The 19,663-nt window shown below is 70.4% G+C and carries 20 protein-coding genes; 14 read left to right on the top strand and 6 right to left on the bottom strand.

The features are described 5' to 3' along the window. Window positions 1-50: 50 nt before the first annotated feature. Window positions 51-1,361: a DUF6271 family protein gene (locus tag CRV15_RS31520; protein ID WP_003953240.1), complete on the bottom strand. Its 1,311-nt coding sequence runs from the start codon at window positions 1,359-1,361 to the stop codon at window positions 51-53. Continuing rightward, window positions 1,343-2,470 carry a phytanoyl-CoA dioxygenase family protein gene (locus CRV15_RS31515; protein WP_003953241.1) on the bottom strand — a complete coding sequence of 376 codons (1,128 nt, stop codon included), beginning with the start codon at window positions 2,468-2,470 and terminating at the stop codon, window positions 1,343-1,345. The genes CRV15_RS31520 and CRV15_RS31515 overlap by 19 nt, the downstream gene beginning before the upstream one ends. An 838-nt stretch (window positions 2,471-3,308) precedes the next feature. Here CRV15_RS31515 and CRV15_RS31510 point away from each other — a divergent pair. The 3 genes from CRV15_RS31510 to CRV15_RS31500 all read left to right on the top strand — a co-directional run bounded on the left by CRV15_RS31510 (window position 3,309) and on the right by CRV15_RS31500 (window position 5,493). Then, the gene (locus tag CRV15_RS31510) at window positions 3,309-4,169 is read left to right on the top strand and encodes a class-II aminoacyl-tRNA synthetase family protein (RefSeq protein WP_009999255.1); all 861 of its coding nucleotides are present in this window, start codon (window positions 3,309-3,311) and stop codon (window positions 4,167-4,169) included. Window positions 4,170-4,301: 132 nt separating this feature from the next. Next, the gene (locus CRV15_RS31505; protein WP_003953243.1) at window positions 4,302-4,565 is read left to right on the top strand and encodes a hypothetical protein; all 264 of its coding nucleotides are present in this window, start codon (window positions 4,302-4,304) and stop codon (window positions 4,563-4,565) included. A 184-nt stretch (window positions 4,566-4,749) separates the two neighbouring features. Then, window positions 4,750-5,493, top strand: a complete 744-nt coding sequence (locus CRV15_RS31500) for a 4'-phosphopantetheinyl transferase superfamily protein (protein ID WP_231406032.1) — start codon at window positions 4,750-4,752, stop codon at window positions 5,491-5,493. A gap of 3 nt (window positions 5,494-5,496) precedes the next feature. Here CRV15_RS31500 and CRV15_RS31495 read toward each other — a convergent pair whose 3' ends face one another. Continuing rightward, window positions 5,497-6,372, bottom strand: a complete 876-nt coding sequence (locus CRV15_RS31495) for a cation diffusion facilitator family transporter (RefSeq protein WP_003963253.1) — start codon at window positions 6,370-6,372, stop codon at window positions 5,497-5,499. A 403-nt stretch (window positions 6,373-6,775) separates the two neighbouring features. On the opposite strand from CRV15_RS31495, the gene CRV15_RS31490 reads away from it, so the two are divergent. The 7 genes from CRV15_RS31490 (at window position 6,776) to CRV15_RS31455 (ending at window position 11,418) form a co-directional block, all read left to right on the top strand. Next, window positions 6,776-7,132, top strand: coding sequence for a hypothetical protein (locus CRV15_RS31490; RefSeq protein ID WP_003953247.1), 357 nt, complete (start codon window positions 6,776-6,778; stop codon window positions 7,130-7,132). Between the two features lie 113 nt (window positions 7,133-7,245). After that, on the top strand, window positions 7,246-7,842 hold the full coding sequence (locus CRV15_RS31485) for a carbonic anhydrase (protein WP_003953248.1): 597 nt from the start codon (window positions 7,246-7,248) through the stop codon (window positions 7,840-7,842). Window positions 7,843-7,922: 80 nt separating this feature from the next. Further along, entirely contained in the window at window positions 7,923-9,404 is a 1,482-nt protein-coding gene (locus tag CRV15_RS31480) for a SulP family inorganic anion transporter (protein WP_003953249.1), read from the top strand. A gap of 145 nt (window positions 9,405-9,549) precedes the next feature. Next, window positions 9,550-9,972, top strand: coding sequence for a hypothetical protein (locus CRV15_RS31475; protein WP_003953250.1), 423 nt, complete (start codon window positions 9,550-9,552; stop codon window positions 9,970-9,972). Window positions 9,973-10,082: 110 nt separating this feature from the next. Continuing rightward, the gene (locus CRV15_RS31470; RefSeq protein ID WP_009999251.1) at window positions 10,083-10,382 is read left to right on the top strand and encodes a hypothetical protein; all 300 of its coding nucleotides are present in this window, start codon (window positions 10,083-10,085) and stop codon (window positions 10,380-10,382) included. A gap of 310 nt (window positions 10,383-10,692) precedes the next feature. After that, window positions 10,693-10,998 carry a hypothetical protein gene (locus CRV15_RS36405; RefSeq protein WP_003953253.1) on the top strand — a complete coding sequence of 102 codons (306 nt, stop codon included), beginning with the start codon at window positions 10,693-10,695 and terminating at the stop codon, window positions 10,996-10,998. A gap of 129 nt (window positions 10,999-11,127) precedes the next feature. Then, window positions 11,128-11,418 carry a hypothetical protein gene (locus CRV15_RS31455; RefSeq protein WP_003963249.1) on the top strand — a complete coding sequence of 97 codons (291 nt, stop codon included), beginning with the start codon at window positions 11,128-11,130 and terminating at the stop codon, window positions 11,416-11,418. A gap of 62 nt (window positions 11,419-11,480) precedes the next feature. Here CRV15_RS31455 and CRV15_RS31450 read toward each other — a convergent pair whose 3' ends face one another. Continuing rightward, the gene (locus CRV15_RS31450) at window positions 11,481-12,833 is read right to left on the bottom strand and encodes an NsdA family TPR-like regulatory protein (protein ID WP_003953255.1); all 1,353 of its coding nucleotides are present in this window, start codon (window positions 12,831-12,833) and stop codon (window positions 11,481-11,483) included. A gap of 713 nt (window positions 12,834-13,546) precedes the next feature. Between CRV15_RS31450 and CRV15_RS31445 the strand changes: the two genes are divergently transcribed. After that, window positions 13,547-14,776, top strand: coding sequence for a cytochrome P450 (locus CRV15_RS31445; protein WP_003953257.1), 1,230 nt, complete (start codon window positions 13,547-13,549; stop codon window positions 14,774-14,776). 61 nt (window positions 14,777-14,837) lie between these two features. Then, a complete protein-coding gene (locus CRV15_RS31440; protein ID WP_003963247.1) occupies window positions 14,838-15,689 on the top strand; it encodes an SAM-dependent methyltransferase in 852 nt (283 codons plus the stop codon). 65 nt (window positions 15,690-15,754) lie between these two features. Here the strand turns inward: CRV15_RS31440 and CRV15_RS31435 are convergent, their stop codons facing one another. Next, the gene (locus tag CRV15_RS31435) at window positions 15,755-16,663 is read right to left on the bottom strand and encodes an LLM class F420-dependent oxidoreductase (protein WP_003963245.1); all 909 of its coding nucleotides are present in this window, start codon (window positions 16,661-16,663) and stop codon (window positions 15,755-15,757) included. 136 nt (window positions 16,664-16,799) lie between these two features. Continuing rightward, window positions 16,800-17,432 (bottom strand): hypothetical protein, encoded by a 633-nt coding sequence (locus CRV15_RS31430; protein WP_003963244.1) that lies wholly within the window; start codon window positions 17,430-17,432, stop codon window positions 16,800-16,802. 482 nt (window positions 17,433-17,914) lie between these two features. Between CRV15_RS31430 and CRV15_RS31425 the strand changes: the two genes are divergently transcribed. Beyond that, the gene (locus CRV15_RS31425; RefSeq protein ID WP_003963243.1) at window positions 17,915-18,649 is read left to right on the top strand and encodes an alpha/beta fold hydrolase; all 735 of its coding nucleotides are present in this window, start codon (window positions 17,915-17,917) and stop codon (window positions 18,647-18,649) included. Window positions 18,650-18,736: 87 nt separating this feature from the next. Next, window positions 18,737-19,627, top strand: a complete 891-nt coding sequence (locus CRV15_RS31420; protein ID WP_003963241.1) for a GNAT family N-acetyltransferase — start codon at window positions 18,737-18,739, stop codon at window positions 19,625-19,627. The last annotated feature ends 36 nt before the right edge of the window (window positions 19,628-19,663 follow it).

The following is a 19,663-nucleotide window of genomic DNA, read 5'->3' as shown; positions in this document are numbered from 1 at the left end:
GCCTTTCGCGGTCTTCGTGGAGCGGTGGGGGAGGAAAACGGCGGTGTGACTCACGGGACGAGGACGGATGCGACGGCGGGCGCTGCCCGGGTGAGCGGTTCCCAGGCGTCGATCAAGAGGGCGAAGTCCGCCATGTCGTTCCGTGCTTCCGCGAGAAATTTCTCGCGGCGCTCGGCCAGGGCGTCCGCGACCGCCGTCCAACGGCCGTCCAGCTTGCGGTAACAGCGGTCGAGGACGTCGAGCCGCTCGGCGTTCACCGCCGGGTCGAGACCGGTGCTGTCCCGGACGAATCCGGCGACAGCGGACGAGCGGATGCGCCCCTCGTCGTCGAGCAGCGCGTCACCGGCGGCCGTCATGCGCTCGTACACGCTGTTCAGATAGGGCGTGGCCAGCAGGAATTTCGCGAATCTGAGCTGGTAGGCGAGGAATCCCGCGTCCGAACGGCGTTCGCCGGTGTGATAGTTGACGATATGGCGGTTGTGCAGGACGCCCGGCAGCCGGGCGTCGTGGACCGCGTGGACGAGGAAGTAGTCGCTGCCGATGGTGTCGGTGGCGGGCGGCAGCGGGACACGGCCGTAGACCTCGCGGCCCAGGCCGATGTTGCACATGTCCACACGGGTGGGGCTGACCCGGGTGAGGGTGGTGACGTCGCCGGTGAACGGGGCGGTGCCCGCGCCCCGGAAGGACTCCTTGATCAGGTTCCCGCGCCAGATCTCCGGGATGCCGTCGGGGATCGAGAGACCGACGACCTCCCGGTAGATGCCCGGGTCGAGTGCGTGGATCTCCGCGACGTCCACCGACATCTCGCCCACGAACGAGCCGCCGACCAGCGCCACCGCCCGGTCCGCGCAGGCGGGGTCGAGCCTGCTGCGGGTCACCAGCCCGGTCACGTCGGCGGCCCGTCGGCCGAGGGCCGTCAGCTCCTGGTGCAGGGGCAGCACCGGCGCGCCGTCCCGGTACTGGTAGCGGCTGTCGGAGTCCCGGCGGTGCACCGAGGAGCAGCCCAGGGCCTCCGCGATCAGGAACGCCCGGTTGGTGCAGGCGCCGTAGGAGACACCGGACGGCAGCATCAGTCCGAGGACCCGTTCCGGCGCGGCGACACCGGAGCGGGTGACGACCTCCCGGAGGAAGGCCCGCTGCCGGGCCTCGTCGAGATGGTGGACGACCACACCGGGCACCGGGGGCAGGGCCCGTACCGCCGCCCGGTGCTCCTCGTGCGCCGCCCCGTCGGACGAGTCCAGGATCAGCAGCCGCACCTCGGCGCCGAAGTGGCGGGCGCCGTGGGCGGCCTCCTCACCGACCGCCGCGATGGTCGCGGCGCAGGCCCGGTTGGTGGGGAGGGTCAGGCAGACACGGCGCACGACGGCTGCTCCCCGCTCCGCTCCTCGCCCGGGGTGGCCGCCGCCGGGGTGCTTTCATCGGATTCATCGGGTTCGTTCCAGGAGGCGAGCCCCAGCAGCCTGCTGCCGAGTCCGCTGAGCGCGGCCGTCGGGTAGCGCTTGGACTCGTGCAGCACCGGGTCGCCGACCAGGGTGCGGTTCCAGCGCGGGGTGCGCAGATGCCGCCAGGAGTCCACCCGCGACTGACGCAGTCGCGCGTGCTCCTCCAACGCGGGCATCATCGACAGGTACTGCACCGCCCGTACCCCGTTCTCGGAGCGGTTGCGCGCGACGCCGTGGGCGAGCAGCCCGTTCCAGATCAGCAGGTCGCCGGGGTGCAGATCGGGCCGGACGACGGGGAGTTCGGCCCGGTCGATGGCGGGGCGCAGCGGGTCGCGGCCAGCGGGCTGGACCGTCTTCCACTCCTCGAACTGCCGGAACAGCTCCGGGCAGCACTGGAAGCCGCCCGTCTCGGGGCTGGTGTCGTTGAGCGCGATGATGCCCTGCACCCGCTGCGGCGGGACGCCGAGCGTGGTGTCGATGTCCCAGTGCAGCTCGATGTCGAAGCCGCGGTCCGTGGGCGAGATGAGCGAACGGTCACGGTTGCGGACATTGGGCGGGTTGAGGTTGAGCCGGTCGAGGGTGACCCACAGCTCCTCGCAGTCCCAGACGTCGACGAACGCGTCGTACACCCGCTGGGCCTGGCGGCTGTCCCACAGGAGCTGGTGGTGGTACGCCTCCACGAAACCGTAGACGTGGAGCTGCTGGTCCAGCTCGGAGCGGAACGGGCGGTCCTCGTACCAGCTCTCCGGACGGTCGGGGTCGAGCCCCTGGAACTCCCAGGTGAAGTCGAGCAGTCGGCGCGCGGCCCCGGCGGGGATCGCCTCCCGGACGATGACATAGCCGTAGGTCTGCCAGTGCGCGAAGTCCTCATCGGACAGCACCCGCAGCGGACGGGACTTCTCCAGTTCCCGCAGGGTGGTCTGGGCGAGATAGGACTCGCCGTCGGCGCTGAAGTAGGGGCGTTCGGAGGCCGCCCGGTGCAGATAGGGGCGGCGGCGGCCCGGGGCGGCGGATGCGGAAGCGGTCATGAGATCCCTCCAGGACGGCGGCAGTCGGGAGCGCGGTGCGCGGTGGGAGAGGGCCCGGAGCATGTCGAAGACACGCTCTTCTCCTCGGCGATGGGCGGGCAGCACGGATCGGCCCCTGGTGGGGCGCGGAGGCGGACGGCATGATGGTTGGCGACGCCGTGGCGAGGTGCTGGAGCCACGTTGCCCAGCAGAATTGGTCCAGACCACAAGCGCTGTCAAGTGCTGTGTCGACATGTGGATCGGGGCGGCCTCCGTCTCCGAAAGCCCTTTCCGGCTCGCCCCGCCGACGCGCTCCCAGTGGTCTGGACATCAGTGGTTTGGCTGGCCTAATGTCCCACTGCGACACCGGATGCTGATGGGGCATCAGCCGGTCCTGACCATGCTCGTCCTGCGCTTTTCCGCGTGTACCCGTCCTTGTACCCAGCTCCGCCACGGTTCTGCCCCGTCCGGTTCTCGCCCTGTCCGGCCCCACCGGTCCAGGGCTGATCCTCGCGTTCCGCGTCCCCCACGGCGCCGCGCGTCCCTCACGGCACCACGCGATCCGTCGATCCCGTGGACTCCGTGGATTCCGTCGACCCGCGCCCACGTACCGACGACGCACCACCCGCCCCAGACGTGTTCGATCCCCGTTGACGAGCTCGACCGCGTGCCCGGTTTCGACCGCGTGCTCTGCTCGACCCTTGATGGGCTCGATCGCTCGCCCACGTCGAGACGTCGGCTGCCCAAGCAGTCCGACAGCCCGACAGCCGACAGCCGACAGCCCGACATCTCGAACGCTCGACTGCCCGATCGCTCGACTGCTCGACTGCTCGCTCACGCCGAGAAGGAACGGTTTTCCATGAGTAACACCAGCACCGTCACGGCCCTCCCGGACGGCGGTCTGAAGAACCCCGGTGCCGGCCTCGTCGCCCTGGACCCGGTCCAAACCGCACTGCTCCACGGTCTGGACAACCTGATCACCGGACTCGCGGCACGGCTCGCGGCCCCCGAGGTCGTGGGCCCCCCGCTGCTCCCCGCGGAAGGACTCGCGCGTCTTGACTACTTCCGCAACTTCCCCCACCTCGGGGTCTCCGCCGCGCGCTTCGCGCCGGAGGCGTTCGACGGCCTCGCCGCCGGGGACGCGCCGGGCGAACTGCCGCTGCGCCCGACCGGCCATCTGCTGCCCTCCGCGACCTGCTACGGACTGCTGCTCTCCCTGGAGGGCCGGGACGTCGGCGACAACGGACTGCGGCTTTCCGCCGCCGGTCGTTGCTTCCGCAACGAGACGCACTATGAGGGGCTGCGCCGGCTGTGGGGATTCCACATGCGCGAGGTGCTGTACCTCGGGACGAAGGACGGCGCGGCCGAACACCTGGACCGGGGCGCGGAGTTCATCCAGGAGCTGGCCGGACGGCTGGGGCTGACCCTGACCCGGGCCGCCGCCGACGACCCGTTCTACGACAAGGGCGGCTCACGGGCCCGGCTGATGGCCCTGGACCCCGTCAAGCACGAGTTCAGCGCCCCCGACGGCACGGCCATCGCCTCCGTCAACCGGCACCGCAACTTCTTCGGTGAGCGGCTGGAGATCCGCGCGGGCTCGCACGGCCCGGCCTACAGCGCCTGTGTCGCCTTCGGCGTCGAGCGCTGGGTGCACGCGATGATCCTCGCGCACGGCACCCCCGAGCGGGCGCTCGACCGCCTCCGCGCCGCGCGGGCCTGAGCGCGTACTCTTCGCTTTCGCATAGATCTGCGCCTCTCGTACCGCCCAGTACCACTGGCAACACCCGCACCGCCCGCACCACTTGTACGAGCGCCACCGCGCCACCGTGTCACAGTAAGGAGCGAACCACCCATGGAACGTATCGCCGCGTGGCTCCACGAGAAGAACCCCGGCCTCGACGGTCCGGTCGACGTGGACGAGGACCTCATCGAGGCCCGTCTCATCGACTCCATGGACTTCCTGGAGTTCATCGATCTGCTGGAGGACATCTCCGGCACGAACATCGACCTCCAGGACGTCACCATCGACGACTTCCGGACCCTTCGCCGGGTGCGGGAACGTTTCCTGGACGGCTCCGGATCGGCCGCCGCCGCTTCGGCCGCGGCAGCGGGGTGAGCGTCCGTCCGCGTCTGCACCTGCGTCCGCGTCCGTGTCCGTGTCTGTTCCGGTGTCCGGGGCCGTGTCCGTGATCGGTGACGGCCGGGGGACCGTAGCCCCGGCCGCCACGGTGGTTTCAGCAGTCTCGGCAGTCTCAGCGATTTCGGTGGACCTGGTGGACCTGGTGGACCTGGTGGACCTGGTGGACCTGGTGGACCCGGTGGTCTCCGTGGTTTCCGTGGTTTCCGTGGCGACGACCGCGGAAGTCCTGGACCGTCCGGGGCTGGACGAGCGCCTGCTCGCGCCCTGGGAACTGCGACGGCTGGCCCGGATACGGGTGCCGAGCCGCCGGGACGACGTGCTCGCGGCCCGGCTGCTGCTGCGGCTGTGCGCCGCCCGGTCCACCGGACTGCCCCTGTCGGCGCTCACGCGGGAGCTGGCCCAGTACTGCGCCGAGTGCGACCGGCACGGGCACGGCCGCCCGTATCTGCGCGGCCGGTCCGGCGTCGGTGTCAGCCTGAGCCACGCCGACGGGCTGGCCGCGGCGGCCGTCGGACCGGGCGCGGTCGGCATCGACGTCGAGCCCGCGAGCCGCAGACCCGGCCCCCTGCCGGTGCTGGAACGGCTGCTTCCGTCGGCCGGACTGCGGGCGGCCACCGCCGCCCCGGACCCCGGAGCGGCGCTGCTGAGACTGTGGGTCCGCAGAGAGGCCCTGTTCAAGGCGGGAGCGTCCGATGGCGAGGAGGAGGGCGAGGAGGGGAGGGGCGGTCCGCGGCTGCTGGAGTGGACGGACCGCCGCCGGGCGGCCGTGGTGTCGGTGGCCACCGCCGCCCCGGCCGTGGTCCTCCCGGTCACCGCCTTCCCGGCCCCGGCTCCGAACCGGATGTCGGGCCCGCCCCCGGCCCCGGCCCCGAAGCGGATGTCGGGCCCGCTCGCCGTCGGTTGACGCTCACTCCCGGCGCGGGGCCTCGGTGATGTCGAGGAAGACCTGATCGGCCTGGGCCCACTGCTCGGTGATCCGTTCCTTGATCCGTACGCAGGCCAGCTCGACGTCCTCGCTGTCGATGCCGGGCGCCAGGTCGATCCGGGCGGCCACCAGCACCGAGTCCAGGCCGAGCCGCATCGTGAGCAGGGAGGCGACCGAGTCGATCTCGTCCTGGGAGAGCAGGAAGGCCCTGATGCGCTCGCTCAGCTCGGGGTCCACGGCCTCCCCGATCAGCCGTTCACGGGCCTCGCGGGCGAGCCGGTAGGCCACGTACACGAGCAGCAGCCCGATGGCCACGGAGGCGGCGGCCTCCCAGGCCACCTGCCCGGTGACCAGGTGCAGCACGATCCCCGCCAGCGCGAGCAGCACACCGAGGACGGCGGTCGAGTCCTCCGCGATCACCGTCCGCAGCGCCGGGTCCCGTACCGCCCCGCGCTGCCGGTGGGCCTGGTGCAGGGCGCGGAACAGGGACGCGCTCTCGATCAGCAACGAGAGCGCGAGCACCACGATCCCGGCGATGTACCCCTCGTGGGACTCCTGGTGGGACGAGCCCAGCGCGTGCAGCCCCTGGTAGACGGAGAAACAGCCGCCCATCACAAAGATGCCCACGGCGGCGAGCAGCGCCCAGAAGTACCGCTCCTTGCCGTAGCCGAACGGGTGCTGTGCATCGGCGGGCCGTCTGCTGCGGCGCAGGGCGATGAGGAGGAACACCTCGTTCAGGCTGTCCGCGACCGAGTGCGCGGCCTCGGACAGCAGCGCCGGGGACGAGGCCAGCAGCCCGGCGGCCGTCTTGGCGGCGGCGATCACCAGGTTCGCGCCGAGTGCCACCAGGACCGTCACCCGGGTCCGGCTGTCCCGCGCCCGGCGGTGCCGTTCCGTTCGCTGCCCCTGTGGCCCTTGCGGTGACTGTTGTTCCTGTGGTCGCCGTGCATCTTGTTGTCCGTCCACACGCGTCACAGTCCCACATGGGGACCGCTTCCGCGCGCAAGCTGCCACAGGTCTGGACAGGTCAGGTCAGTCCATGGCAGGTCGCCGCAGGAGGTGGCAGGCCGCCGCATGACGTGGCAGGAGAGGGCAGGAGGTAGCAGGAGGTGGCAGGTCGTCGAAGCTCTCACCGGACGACCAGGGCAGCTTCATCGAGCGACCACAAGCCGTTCACCTTGCAAACAAGTGATCTGGTTACGGTTTGATCAACGACCTGGCGCGACCGCGCCCGTTCCGGTCCAGATCTGAAGGAGTCCGCATGTCCCAAGGGAGCAGGAGGGCCTTGGGACAGCGCGTGCACCCCTGGGTGACGGTGCTCGCCGCACTGCTGCTGGCCGTCTCCGGTCTGTTGGCACCCGCACACGCCGCCACCGGGCCGCGCGCGGCCTCCGAGGCGACAAGCTGTGCCGAGGCGGAGCGGCTGAAGGAGGAGTCGCCGCGCCACCGTGTCCCCGAGCGCTCCCGTTCCAAGGAGCGGACGCCCCGGGCCGAAGCCCCGGTCCCGGTGTGCGTCCCCCACGCGTGCGCGCTCGTACGGTCGGCGCTGCTCGCCGCCGACGCCGTACCCGCCCGCGCCGGGCCCAGAGTCGCGCGGCTCCAGGTCTTCCGCTGCTGAGCGGGCCCGGACGAGCGGTGCGGAGTGCTTCTCCGCGCTGACACGTCCCGCCGCCACCCCCCACAGACAGCACGACGCGCCCTTGATCACGGGGCGCGCCAGGAGGAACCGACGTGCAGACCTTCATCGATCACGCCCGCTCCTTCGGCCGCTCGGCCGACCGTTCCGGCAAGCTGGCCGCCCTCGCGCGGGGCCAGGCCCCGCAGGCCCTCTTCATCACCTGCTCCGACTCCCGGGTGATCCCCTCACTGATCACCGGAGCCCGTCCCGGCGAGCTGTTCGAGCTGCGGACGGCGGGCAACATCGTTCCCCCGTACACCCCAGGCCACCCCTCGTCCGAGGCCGCGACCATCGAGTACGCGATCGACGTGCTGGGCATCCGCGACATCGTCGTCTGCGGCCATTCCCACTGCGGCGCGGTGGGTGCGCTGGTGCGCGGGGACGACCTGACGGCCGTGCCCGCCGTACGGGACTGGCTGGCCCACGCGGCCGGTGAGCCCGGCGGGCCCGCCGCCGGGGACCGCGCCGACGCCGACGACCCGGCCGTGGAACGCGCCGTGCACCACCACGTCCTGACGCAGGTGCTGCGGCTGCGCTCGTACCCGTGCGTCGAACGGCACGAGGTGCGGCTGCACGGCTGGTACTACGAGGTCCACACCGGAACCGTGCTCGCCCACCAGGGCGGCAGCGACATGTTCGAGGCGCTGTGAGCAGCGGCGTGAAAGACCCGCAGTCGGCACCCCGTCCCTCGGAGTCCGCACCCCGTTCTTCCGGGAGGGCGTGGGGGCGGTTGGCGGTGCCGCGTGAGGATGTCGGGGCCTCGTTGGTGGTGTTTCTGGTGGCGCTGCCGTTGTGTGTGGGGGTCGCGGTCGCGTCGGGTGTTCCGGCGGAGCTGGGTCTGATCACGGGGATCGTGGGTGGTCTGGTCACGGGGCTGCTGCCGGGTTCCACGCTCCAGGTCTCCGGTCCCGCCGCCGGGCTGACGGTCCTGGTCTTCGAGGCGGTGCAGGCGCACGGGCTGCCGATGCTCGGGGTGATCGTCCTCGCGGCCGGGCTGCTCCAGCTGCTCATGGGCGCCCTGCGGCTGGGCCGCTGGTTCCGCGCGATCTCCGTCGCGGTCGTGGAGGGCATGCTCGCGGGCATCGGACTCGTCATCATCGCCGGACAGCTCTACGCACTGTCCGGCCAACAGGCCCCCGCCTCCGGCCTGGACAAGCTCATGGGGCTGCCGCAGGCCGCCTTCGACGCCTTCGCGGGTACGGAGGCCCTGGCGTCGCTGGCGATCGGCGTGGGAACCGTGCTGGTACTGGTGGGGTGGAAGTGGCTGCCGCGCCGGGTCCGCGCGGTGCCCGCCGCGCTCGGGGCGGTAGTGCTGGCGACGGCGGTCTCGTCCCTCTTCTCCCTGCCGGTGGCGACGGTGGAGGTCCAGGGGCTGCTGGACGCGGTCCAGGTGCCGGGCGCCGACGCGTTCGGCGGGCTGCTGAGCGTCGGGGTCATCGGGACCGTGCTCGCCTTCACCCTGATCGCCTCCGCCGAGAGCCTGTTCTCCGCCGCCGCCGTCGACCGCCTCCACGACGGCCCGCGCACCCGCTACGACCAGGAACTCATGGCCCAGGGCGCCGGCAACACCGTCTGCGGCCTCCTCGGCGCCCTGCCCATGACCGCCGTCATCGTCCGCAGCTCCGCCAACGTCCAGGCGGGCGCCAAAACCCGCGCCTCCCGCGTCCTCCACGGCGTATGGCTGCTCCTCTTCGCCGCCGCCCTGCCCGGCGCCCTGGCGCTGATCCCGCTGCCCGCCCTCGCGGGCATCCTCGTCCACGCCGGCTGGAAACTCCTGCCCCTGCGACAATTCGTGCCGCTGTGGCGGGAACACCGGGGTGAGGCGCTGATCCTTGTCGTCACGGCGGTGTCGATCGTCGCGGTCAACATGTTCGAAGGCGTCCTCATCGGACTCGCCCTGTCGGTCGTCAAGACCGCATGGGAGGCGTCGGCGGTGAAGCTGCGCGTCCTGGGCCCCGCACCCGGTGAGGACGACCAGCCCGGCGCCCAGGCCCCGATCCGGGTCCAGCTCAGCGGCAACGCCACATTCCTGAGGCTCCCCAAGATCCTGGAGAGCTTGGAAGCCCTCCCCCCGGGCCACCCGGTCGAACTCGACCTCACCCGCCTCCACCACGTCGACCACGCCTGCCGCGTCGCCCTGGAGAACTGGGCCACCCGCCACACGTCTCCCGACGAGCCGCCCGTGCGGGTGAAGGAACCCGTGCTGACGTGACGGTGGCGTGAATGGATGAGCCTCGCCCCTCTGTCCGGGGGCGAGGCTCATCTTGATCACTGCCACTGTCTTGATTCAGACCCCCACTGACCTGCGCTTTCTTCTATCCTTCGGAGGATATTGAGCTAGAGGGGGAGAAATTTTCATGGGGGACAGAAGAGTCAAGATCTCGGCCCGCGTCGGCATCGGAGCGCTCCTGCTCGCGCTGGCCGCCCCGTACGCCGGCTACGTCGGCGTACGGGAGTACCGGGAGTCCGAGGACCGCAGCGCCGTCGAGAAGGCGGCCCTGCAAATCGTCCAGCAACGCGCCGCTGCCCGCACCGCCGCCGAGTCCAAGAACGGTGCCCCGCGCAGTGCCGAGGTCACGCTCTTCGCCGTCGACGTGGACCTCGCCGCCGAGGGCTTCGCCCGGGTCGACCTCTCCCAGACGACGGAGTACACCTGGGAGGACAGCGCCATGGAGGGCACTGAGGAGGACACGTCCTCGGTCTCGTCCCACAGCTTCGAATTCCGTAAGACGGGCGGTACATGGATGTTCGAACGGGAACGGCTCGACGAGTCAATCTGACGCCTTGGCGTGGCGCTCCGGGCGGGATGCGTGTGGTGTACTGCACCCCCGGAGACGCCGGACGAGAGGCGCGTGGAAGATTGTCCACATCATCGACGACCACCGCGAATGTGCGTAAGTGGTACTTCACTCTGCATCTTCAGGAGAAGCTGACAGAGGAGCAGGCGGATACGATCGATGGTCTCGACCGCTTCACCGATGGGCGCATCAGCCGTGTGGAAGGCCTTGAAGACACAGAGTTCAGTTGTCTGTTCGGGGCTCGCCTCCTGACCGACGCTATCGCGGAAGCACTCGGCCTCTTCGAAGATTTTCCCGGCGTTCTGATCAGAAGTGTCGAGGTGCCTTCCCAAGCGATGTGGGAGAACGGCATGGCGACGCCCGCTGTCGTCCCCGCGCCACCTCCGCTGTAGACGGTCTCTTCAACATCGTGACGCTGCGCTTCGCTCGATTGGGTGGATCGGCGGCTGAAGGGTCGTTCGGGGCGTGGTGTCGGGAGTAGTTGTAGGACCATGGCACGCGGTGATCGTCATCAGAAGAAGGATATTGAATCAGCTCTCAAGAGGGCCGAGGCAGCTGGCCTCAAAGTAACGCGGGACAAGGGCAAACACCGCTGGGGATTCGTCATTTGTTGCCCGTGCAACAAGAATCATGTGGTGTACTGCACGCCCCAGAGCGCAGGAGACGAGGGGAACAAGATTGACAACTTCACCAACAGGCATCGTGGCCACTCGTAAGTGGCACTTCGTTCTGCATCTTCAGGAGAAGTTGACGGAGGAGCAGGCCGATACGATCGATGGCCTCGATCGCTTCACTGACGGTCGCATCAGTCGTGTGGAAAGCCCTGGCCACACGGAGTTCAGTTGCTTGTTCGCGGCGGAGGTCCTGACCGACGCTATTGCGGAAGCACTCGGCCTCTTTGAGGACTTCCCTGGTGTCCTCGTCAAGAGTGTGGAATTGGATTGGGTCGCGCTGGACGTGAACGGCATGGCGACGCCCGCTGTCGTTCCCGCGCCGCCTCCGCTGTAGACGGTCTCTTCAAGATCGTGACGCTGCGCCCCCGCTGGGTTGGGTGGAGCAACCGGGCGTACTGCACCCGCCGGAGTCCCGGAGGAGAGGCAAATCGAATTGACGACTTCATCAAGGACCACCGTCGCTGTGCGTGAGTGGTCCTTTACCCTGCATCTTCAGGAGAAGTTGACAGAGGAGCAGGCGGATACGTGTGATGGTCTCGACCGCTTCAACGACGGGCGTATCGGACGTGTGGAAAGCCCTGGGCATACGAGGTTCACTTGCCTATTCGAGGCTGAGCTTCTGACGGACGCTGTTACAGAAGCGCTTGATTTCTTTGAGGACTTCCCCGGTGTCCTGATCAGCAGTGTCGAGGTGCCCTTCCGCGCGATGTGGGAGAACGGCATGGCAACGCCTGCCGTGGTCCCTGCCGAGTAGTAGGGTCACGACGCCAGCACGAAGCCCCGCCCCCTCGCTCAGAGGGAGCGGGGCTTCGTCCGTTATACGAGCCGCGACGGCGGGATGAGTGGCTTGGCGCGCTCGTGGAGGGCGCGGGCGTAACGATTTCCGAGATGGGGGCGGATGCGCCTGCTCATTTCCGCCATCTTTTCGTCGCAGCGGCCGGACTGCACGCTCGGGTAGAGATCGAGTGCGTGCCCCCAGGTCTCACATGCAAGCTCCAGGCTTCCCATTTCGAGTTGCCTTTCCGCAAGAAGTGAAAGGAACCTCATCTGCACCCTTCGGTACTTGCTGTGACGAATGCGATTGCTCAGGTCAAGAGAAGCGACCGACCCCTTGACGTCGCCCAGCTCATATCGGACCTGCGCAGTGGCGTAGGCAAGCGCGGCAGGGTCGTAACGTCCAATGGTCCTGGATTGAGACTCTGCCTTTTCCAGGGACTTTTCGGCTTCCCTCAGGAGGCTCAGCGCTCGATTTCGGTCGCCGATCTGTGCATGGGCATGTGCTTGCTGCCCGGCGATGAACGCCCGCATTCTGTGGCCTGCTTGAGGGGACGCGGCAGCCGCCGAGTCGCCGAGGCGTGCCGCTGTCGGTCCGTGGCCCAGATCGGCGGATTGAACGCTCATTCCTCGCAGCGTGATGCAGTACGTCAGATGGTCGTCTGCCGCGCCTGCCAGCTCCAGGGCCTTGATGTAATACCGCTGAGCCAGCCCGTGCATCCCTTCGTCGACCGCCATATAGCCCGCGAGGTAGCAGAGTTCCGCTGCGGCGGTCAGCATCGCCTTGCGTACTGCCTCCGGGGCGTCGGCCCGGAGATAAGGTGACACGGTGTTCACGAGAAAGGCTGCGGCCATCGGCCTGGCGTGCCTTCCGCCGAACTCATCGTCCAGGTCTGAGAGTTTCGCGGTCATGGCGAGCACCATGTCCACCTCGCCCATCCCGATGCGAAGCGCCTTCCCCGTCTGCGCGGCCTCCATGCGTCCCACGACATCCGGCCAATCGGGGACGGTCAGCGCGATCGAGAAGAGCGCCGACCCCATGACGCCTCGACGCGACGGGTCCATATCGCTTGTCCCCAAATCAATCAGTCCCTCAACCGTCCCGGGTGTGGAATCCTCTTCTTCAGGGAGGGCAGGAAATCCTGCCTGCGCGGCGGTGATCTTTCTGTGGAGCCGTCGCGCGAGTGCCTCCAGGATCAGCGGTCGGGTGTTCTCCCTGGGGATGTACCCGTTGAGCCACTGGTGTGCGGAGGGCGGCTGATATCGCGTCGGTGTGCCGCGCTCGGTGGCGATCTTGTTGACCGCCTGGGCGAACTGACGCAAGGTCCAGCCGGCTTCGCTGTGCAGGCGCGTGAGACATGCGTTCGGTTCTCGCATCGTCAAGGCCAACTCCATGCCGTGTGGCGGCCGTTGAGGCGTTTTACGTGTTTAAGGGCTGCTGCTCCCTCCACGGTACCCCTTGGCCCCGTCCGCCCGTTTCCTAGATCGCGGACACACCGCCCGAGAAGGTATGAGCAACCCCTGATCCGCCAGCACCCCCACACGGAGATTGCCCACGGTGCCACGACGACCAAACAGAAGTTCGGAATTTAATCCGTTCGATTTCGGTCCCTGTGCCTGCCCCCTGCCCAACTGCCCACTGAAGCCGAAACCTCCCGTGAACGACGACCCCGAGCCCGCTGAGCTGGGCCCTCTCCCCGAGGAAGGCTGACGAAATCCATGCACGACCGCAAGGCAAAAATATCCGCCGTCGGCACGGTGATGATTCTTTCGCTGTGGGCCATATCCGTGGGGATGTTCCTCCTGGGAGTCGCTCAAGATCTTGAAATGCTCCGCCTTCCGGCGTAACGGAAGGCGGTTCCGAGCCCCCTCCGACTCGTCTCACCGGGCGGAGGGAAGAGGGAGCGCACCCCGTATCCGCGCTCCCTGGCCCCGGCCGTCCCAACACCCCCCCCGCACCGGGACGGCCGGGGCCCCTTGCCGTTTTCCGGCCGTCGGACGCCGGATCGCCGCGCACGCGCGGAGGCGGACGGCTACTATCTGCCCGCCGTACGAGACCGCCCGCGCCATGCCACGACCCGGTCCGCCCCGGGGAGACGGGAGAACACGTGCCGCCCAGCAAGCCGTCGCAGCCTCCGCCGCCGTCGTCACCCCCCGCACCCGAGCTGCCCTTCGAGCGACCGCTCCACATCTACCCCTCGCCCGGGATGCTCGCCGCCCGTGACGCGCCACCCACCCCCGTACGGCTCCCCCTGGGCATCGACGGCTGGCTGGTGACCCGGTACGACGACATCAGGGCCGTCCTCGGCGACCCCCGTTTCCGGCCCAACGGCATGCCGCCCGGCGGCTACACCGTCAACCAGCCCTACTTCCTCAGCGCCCCCGGGTGGCTGGCCTCCGTCGAGGGCGAGGAGCATGCGCGCCTCCGCCGACTCGTCGGGCCCGCGTTCTCCCGGGCCCGGATCGGCGGGCTGGAACCCGTCGTCGAACAGCTCACCCACACGCTGCTCGACGCGCTGGAGAAGAAGGGCCCGCCCGCCGACCTCTGCGCCGGTCTCACCCTGACGCTGCCCTCCATGGTGCTGTGCGCACTCCTCGGCATCCCCCACGGCGACCACGACCGTGTCTCCGCCTGGACCGGACAGGCCCTCATACCTCCGGCCCTCCTCCCGCCCGGCGCGGCCGAACGCGCCCACGGCGAGTTCACCGCGTACGTCGCGGAACAGCTCGCGCGCAAACGCCGCGACCCCGCCGAGGACCTGCTGTCCGACCTGGCCGCCGCCGGGACCGACGGAGCCATCGCCGAGGAGGAGATTCTCGGGCTCACCGTCGGCCTCCTCGTCGCCGGGCTCGGCTTCACCACCGTTCAGATGGAGTACGGGCTCTGCGCCCTGCTGCGCCACCCCGACCAGCTCGCGCTGCTGCGCTCGTCCCCGGAGCTGATGGACGGGGCCGTCGAGGAACTGCTGCGGATGTTCCCGCCGGGGCACCAGCTCGACGGCACCCTGCGCTACCCCTCCGAGGACATTGAGGTCGGGGGAGTGGCCATCCCCGCCGAGAGCGTCGTTCTCGTCTGCGCACAGGCCGCCGCGTTCGACCCGGACCGTTTCGACCGGCCGCAGGACTTCGACATCACCCGGACCGCCAACCCGCACATGTCCTTCGGTCACGGGGCGCACTACTGCACCGGCGCCCCGCTCGCCCGGGCCGAGCTGCGTACCGTCTTCCGCGCGCTGCTCGACCGTTTTCCCCGGCTCGCGCTCGCCGCCCCGCTGGAGTCGCTCCAGGTGCGGATGACGCACGCCGGGGGCTTCCAGGAGCTGCCGATCACCTGGTGAGTCCGGGGCGGCCCCGGCCTGAGCCAGGCCCCCTATACCCCTGCCACGCAAGGAGAAACCCGTGTCCGCCACTGGAGTGCCGAGTGCCGACGAGGTCGCCGCTTATTACGACGTTATGAGCCCGCTGCTGCGCCTGGTGTGGGGCGACAACTTCCACTTCGGCTACTGGGAGGACGAGAACGACGACAGCGGCGACGAGGAGGCCGCCGACCGGCTCACCCGCCTCCTCATCGGCAAACTGGCGCCCGGCCCCGGCGAACGGGTCCTCGACGTCGGCTGCGGCGTCGGTGTCCCCGGGCTCCGGCTCGCGGAACTCACCGGCGCCGACGTGCTCGGCATATCTGTCAACCGCGAACAGGTCCACGAGGCCAACCGCCGGGCCGGGGAGGCCGGGCTCCAGGAACGTGCCCGGTTCGCGTACGCGGACGCGATGGACCTGCCCCACCCCGACGCCTCCTTCGACGCGGTGTTCGCGCTGGAGGTGTTCGTCCATCTGGACCGCCCCCGCGCGCTGCGGGAGTGCGTCCGCGTCCTCCGCCCCGGCGGCCGGCTGGTGCTGACGGATCTGCTGCTGCGCGGCGAGATCGCCCCCGAACTGGCGGACGGCGTCCACCAGGGCCTCACCGCCCAGTTGCTCGCCCCGCTGCCCACCTTCGACGACTACCGTGCGATGGCCGGTGCGGCGGGACTGACCGTCGATGAGCTGACCGACCTCACCGACCGCACCCACCGGACGCTGCTCAGGATCGCCGCGTCCGTCGACGACCACCTCCAGGAGATCGAGGAACGGTACGGGGAACAGGCTGGGACGATCGCCGCCGCGATGCGCTCACCGCTCCAGCTCCGGCCCGAGTTCGGCTATCAGTTTCTTCTGGCGCACAAGCCGGCGGCGGCTTCGGCGTCCGCCTCCTGAAGCCGTGCGGGCGGCGCCGGGCCGACCGCTCCGGCCCCGCGCCGCCCGTACAGCCTGGCCGCCTCCTACGCGGACGCCGTGCCCGCCGCTCCGAGGTCCAGCGCCGCCGCCAGCTCCCGCCACTCCGCGCGCGGCAGGGTGCCCGCCGGGGCGTCGGAGAACACGTTCAGCGCGACATGGTCGGCACCCGCGTCCGTGTAGGCGGAGATCCGGTCCCGGACCCGCTCCAGGTCCCCCAGCGCGAAGAGCGCGTCGATGAGCCGGTCACTGCCGCCCTCGGCGACATCGGCGTCCGAGAAGCCGAGCCGGGTGAAACTGCGCAGATAGTTCGTGAACTGGAGATACGGCGCGAGGTTCGCGCGCGCGATCTCCCGGGCCCGGCCCAGGTCCGGTTCGATGATCACCTTCACATCGGGGGCGAGCAGCGCCCCCGGCCCGAGCGCCGCGCGGGTCTCGGCGGTGTGCTCGGGCGTCACCAGATACGGGTGCGCGCCCAGCGAACGGTCCGCCGCCAGCCGGAGCATCTTCGGCCCGAGCGCCGCCAGGAGCCGCCGGGACGCCGGGACGGGGGTGGGCGCCGCGTCCAGGGCGTCGAGATAGGCCACCATGGCCGAGTACGGCTTGGCGTAGCCGGGCGTCCGCTGTTCATGGCTGACTCCGAGCCCCAGCACGAACCGGCCCGGCGCGGACTCCTCGATCCGCGCCGCCTCCGCCGCCACCTTCTCGGCCGTGTGCTCCCAGATGCTGAGGATTCCGGTGGCCACCCGGATGCGCCGCCCGGCCGCCACCACGGGCGCGGTTTCGGCCAGTGACGGGCTGCCACCGACCCACAGGGTCCCGTACCCGAGTTCGTCCAGCTCGGCGACGGTCTCCGCGGTCTCGGCGGCGAGCGGCTGCCCGTCGCCCGTCCCCCGCAGCGCGACGCTCCAGACGCCGACACGGCCCAGCGATGAGTGATCAGAAGTGAAGGTCATGACGGGCACAACTACCGTGGCACCAGCGGCTATTCCGCGCGCCACGCCGTTGGTCCGTACGCTCTTCGCGCATTCTTCGCGCGATCTGCGCGCGCGTTCCCCGTCGGCTTCGGCACGGTTCCCGTCTCCGCGCTGCTCAGATGTTTGAAGCGGGCGCGTCGGACAACTGCGTGATCCGGGTCGAGTCCACGCGGAGTGCGATGATCTTGACCTGTTTCAGAGCGGTGGTCCGGGGCTGCTCCGACGTCACACGGCAGTGCAGGAAGGCCCAGCCGGACTTCCGGTAGGTGTGGGCGACGGACAGGGCGACCGGGGTGCTGTCGCCGGGGCGCACGGTGACGGAGACGATGTCCCAGTCGCGTTCGGCGTCGAGGCGGCAGGTGATGCGGACGCCCCCGTCCGCTTCCGGCGCCTCCTTCGGCGGCTTCTTCGGCGGCTCGTCCACGGAGAGCTTGGCGGAGAGCAGATAGGACCCCGCGTCCAGGGACAGCGCCCCGACCCGGATGTCCTCGTCCGCCTGGCTCCGCAGGGTGAACTCGTCGTCGAAACCGATCGCCACGGGCGCCGCCTCCACCGTGCTCAGCAGGGCGGTCGCCGCGAGCGCGAGCGCCGCGCAGACGCTCACCACTCCGCCCGCGGTGGACACCGTGATCCACAGCCGCCGTCTCCGGGCGTCGCGGCGGGCCTGGACGACGCCGAAGACGGTCAGGCCCAGCGTGGCCGAGACCAGGGCGAGGAAGGCGCGGCTCCAGGGGCTGAGCTGTTCCATGAGCTGGGGTACGGAGGTGACGAGGGCGCCGAGGAGGGCGGCGGCCAGACCGGCTCCGGCGCCCGGTCCCGGCTGGGTCCCGGCTCCGCCGCTTCCGCTGTCGGGAGCGCGTCCGCCTCCGGTCGTCCGCTCTTCCGCACCGGAGGCACCGGTCGCACCGGAGGCACCGGACGTATCGGCTGTACCAGATGTACTGGACGTACCGGATGGGCCGGAAGCGCCGGACGCACCCGGTGGGCCGGGCGGGCCGGGCGGCAGGGCGTTCCCCTCCGTCATGAGACAGACCCCCACATCGAGCAGCGACGAGCCGGGCCCGGCCGTCCGCCGCAGACCACGTGACCGGCTGGCCACGTGACCGGGTGACCGACAACTCTCCCTCAGATCACCGGGCTTATGAAGCCCCGGCCACCACCTATAGCGGCCGGATCCTGACCTATACCGCCCCTACGCTGTGCACAGCACTTCGACGCAAGGAGATCCCCATGGCTGTTTTCGTTCTCGTCCCCGGAGCCTGGCTCGGCGCCTGGGCCTGGGAGGACACCGCGCGTGCCCTGCGGGAACGCGGTCACACCGCGCTGCCGCTGACCCTGACCGGTCTGGCGGAGCGCGCGGCCGAAGCCACCCCGCGGACCGGCCTGGACACCCATGTCGCGGACATCGCCGACTTCGTCGAGCAGCACGACCTGCACGAGGTCACCCTGGTCGCCCACAGCTACGCCGCCGCCCCCGTCACCGCCGTGGCGGGCCGCATCGGCGGACGGCTGCGGCGGGTCGTCTACGTGGACAGCGCCCCGTTCGCCGAAGGAATGTGCCTCCTCGACCTCATGTCGCCGCAGGAGGCCGAGCCGCTGCACCGGCTGGTCACCGAGTCCGGCGGGGTCCGGTGGCTGCCCCTGCCGTCCTTCGCCGTCCTCGCCGACTCCACCAGCCTCGACGGGCTCGACGACGCTCTGCGCCGGACGCTGCGCGAACGGGCCACCCCGCAGCCGTTCGCCTCCTACGAGCAGCGTCTCACCGGGGTCGTCGAACCGGGTCCCGATGTGGACCGCGTCGTCGTCGCCTGCGGGGACTTCACCACTCTGCTGGACGCCGGGGTGCCGATGCTGGACTTCCTCGGCAAGCCCCCGTGGCGGCGCTTCGACGTGCCCACCGGGCACTGGCCGATGCTGTCGGAGCCCGCCGCGCTCGCCGCCGTCCTCGACGAGGCCGTCTCCTGACCTCCTGACCTCCGGACGGCGGGACGGCAGTGGGGCGGGGGAACGGGGGAACGGGGCGTTGTCAGACCCGGGTGCTTTGATGTCTGTATGACAGATGTCGATCACCGGGAGGCCGCCGCCGGGGCCGCCCTCCGCGCCGCATTGGAACGCTACTTCGACGAGGTGCCCCGCCCCGCCGCCCGCGCCGAGGACTGGGGCCCGCTGACGCTCTTCGTCCGCGAGCGGCCCGGCGGGAACTGGCCCCACTTCGCGCGCCCCGCCCTGGGCGCGTCCCGTCCCCCGACCGCCGCCGATGTGGCCCAGGTCCGCGCCCGGCAGCGGGAGTTGGGGGTGCCCGAGCGCTTCGAGTGGGTCGCCGAGACCACCCCGGGGCTGCGGGCCGCCGCGCGGGAGGCCGGACTCGGCGTTCTGGAGTACCCGTTGATGACGCTGGACACGGCGGAAGGCCCGGCGGCCGACCCCAGGACGGTCATACCGCAGCTTCCGGACGGAGTGCGGATACGGGTCCTGGAGGCCGGTGACCCGGCCCTTCCCGGCGCGCTGGCCGTGCCCCGGCTGGTGTTCACCGCCCCCGCTCCCGGTGCGCCCCGCGCGGACCGGGCGGAACTGGCCGTCGAGGCCGGGCGGCTGCGGGCCGACGGCACGGTCGCGCACATGGAGCAGCGCATGCGCGCCGGTCTGGTGCGGATCGCCGTCGCCGTCGCCGAGGACGGCACACCGGTGTGCGCGGGCCAGCACCAGCCCGCCGGTACGGCGACGGAGATCGTCGGCGTGGGGACGCTGCCGTCGGCCCGCCGCCGGGGCATCGGCCTGGCCCTCACCGCCGCGCTGGTCGCGGACGCCCGCGCCCACGGCGTCAGGACCGTCGTCCTGTCCGCCGCGGACGACGACGTCGCCCGCCTCTACGCGCGCCTCGGCTTCCGGCACGCCGGAACGGTGGTGATCGGCGAGCCGGAGCCGGGGGAGCCCACCGGGTAGCCGGACGGGACGGGGAGCTGCCGGGCGGGCGCGTGG

The sequence above is a fragment of the Streptomyces clavuligerus genome, assembly GCF_005519465.1.
GTDB classification, from domain to species: domain Bacteria; phylum Actinomycetota; class Actinomycetes; order Streptomycetales; family Streptomycetaceae; genus Streptomyces; species Streptomyces clavuligerus.
This window is presented reverse-complemented; position numbering and strand designations above follow the sequence as displayed.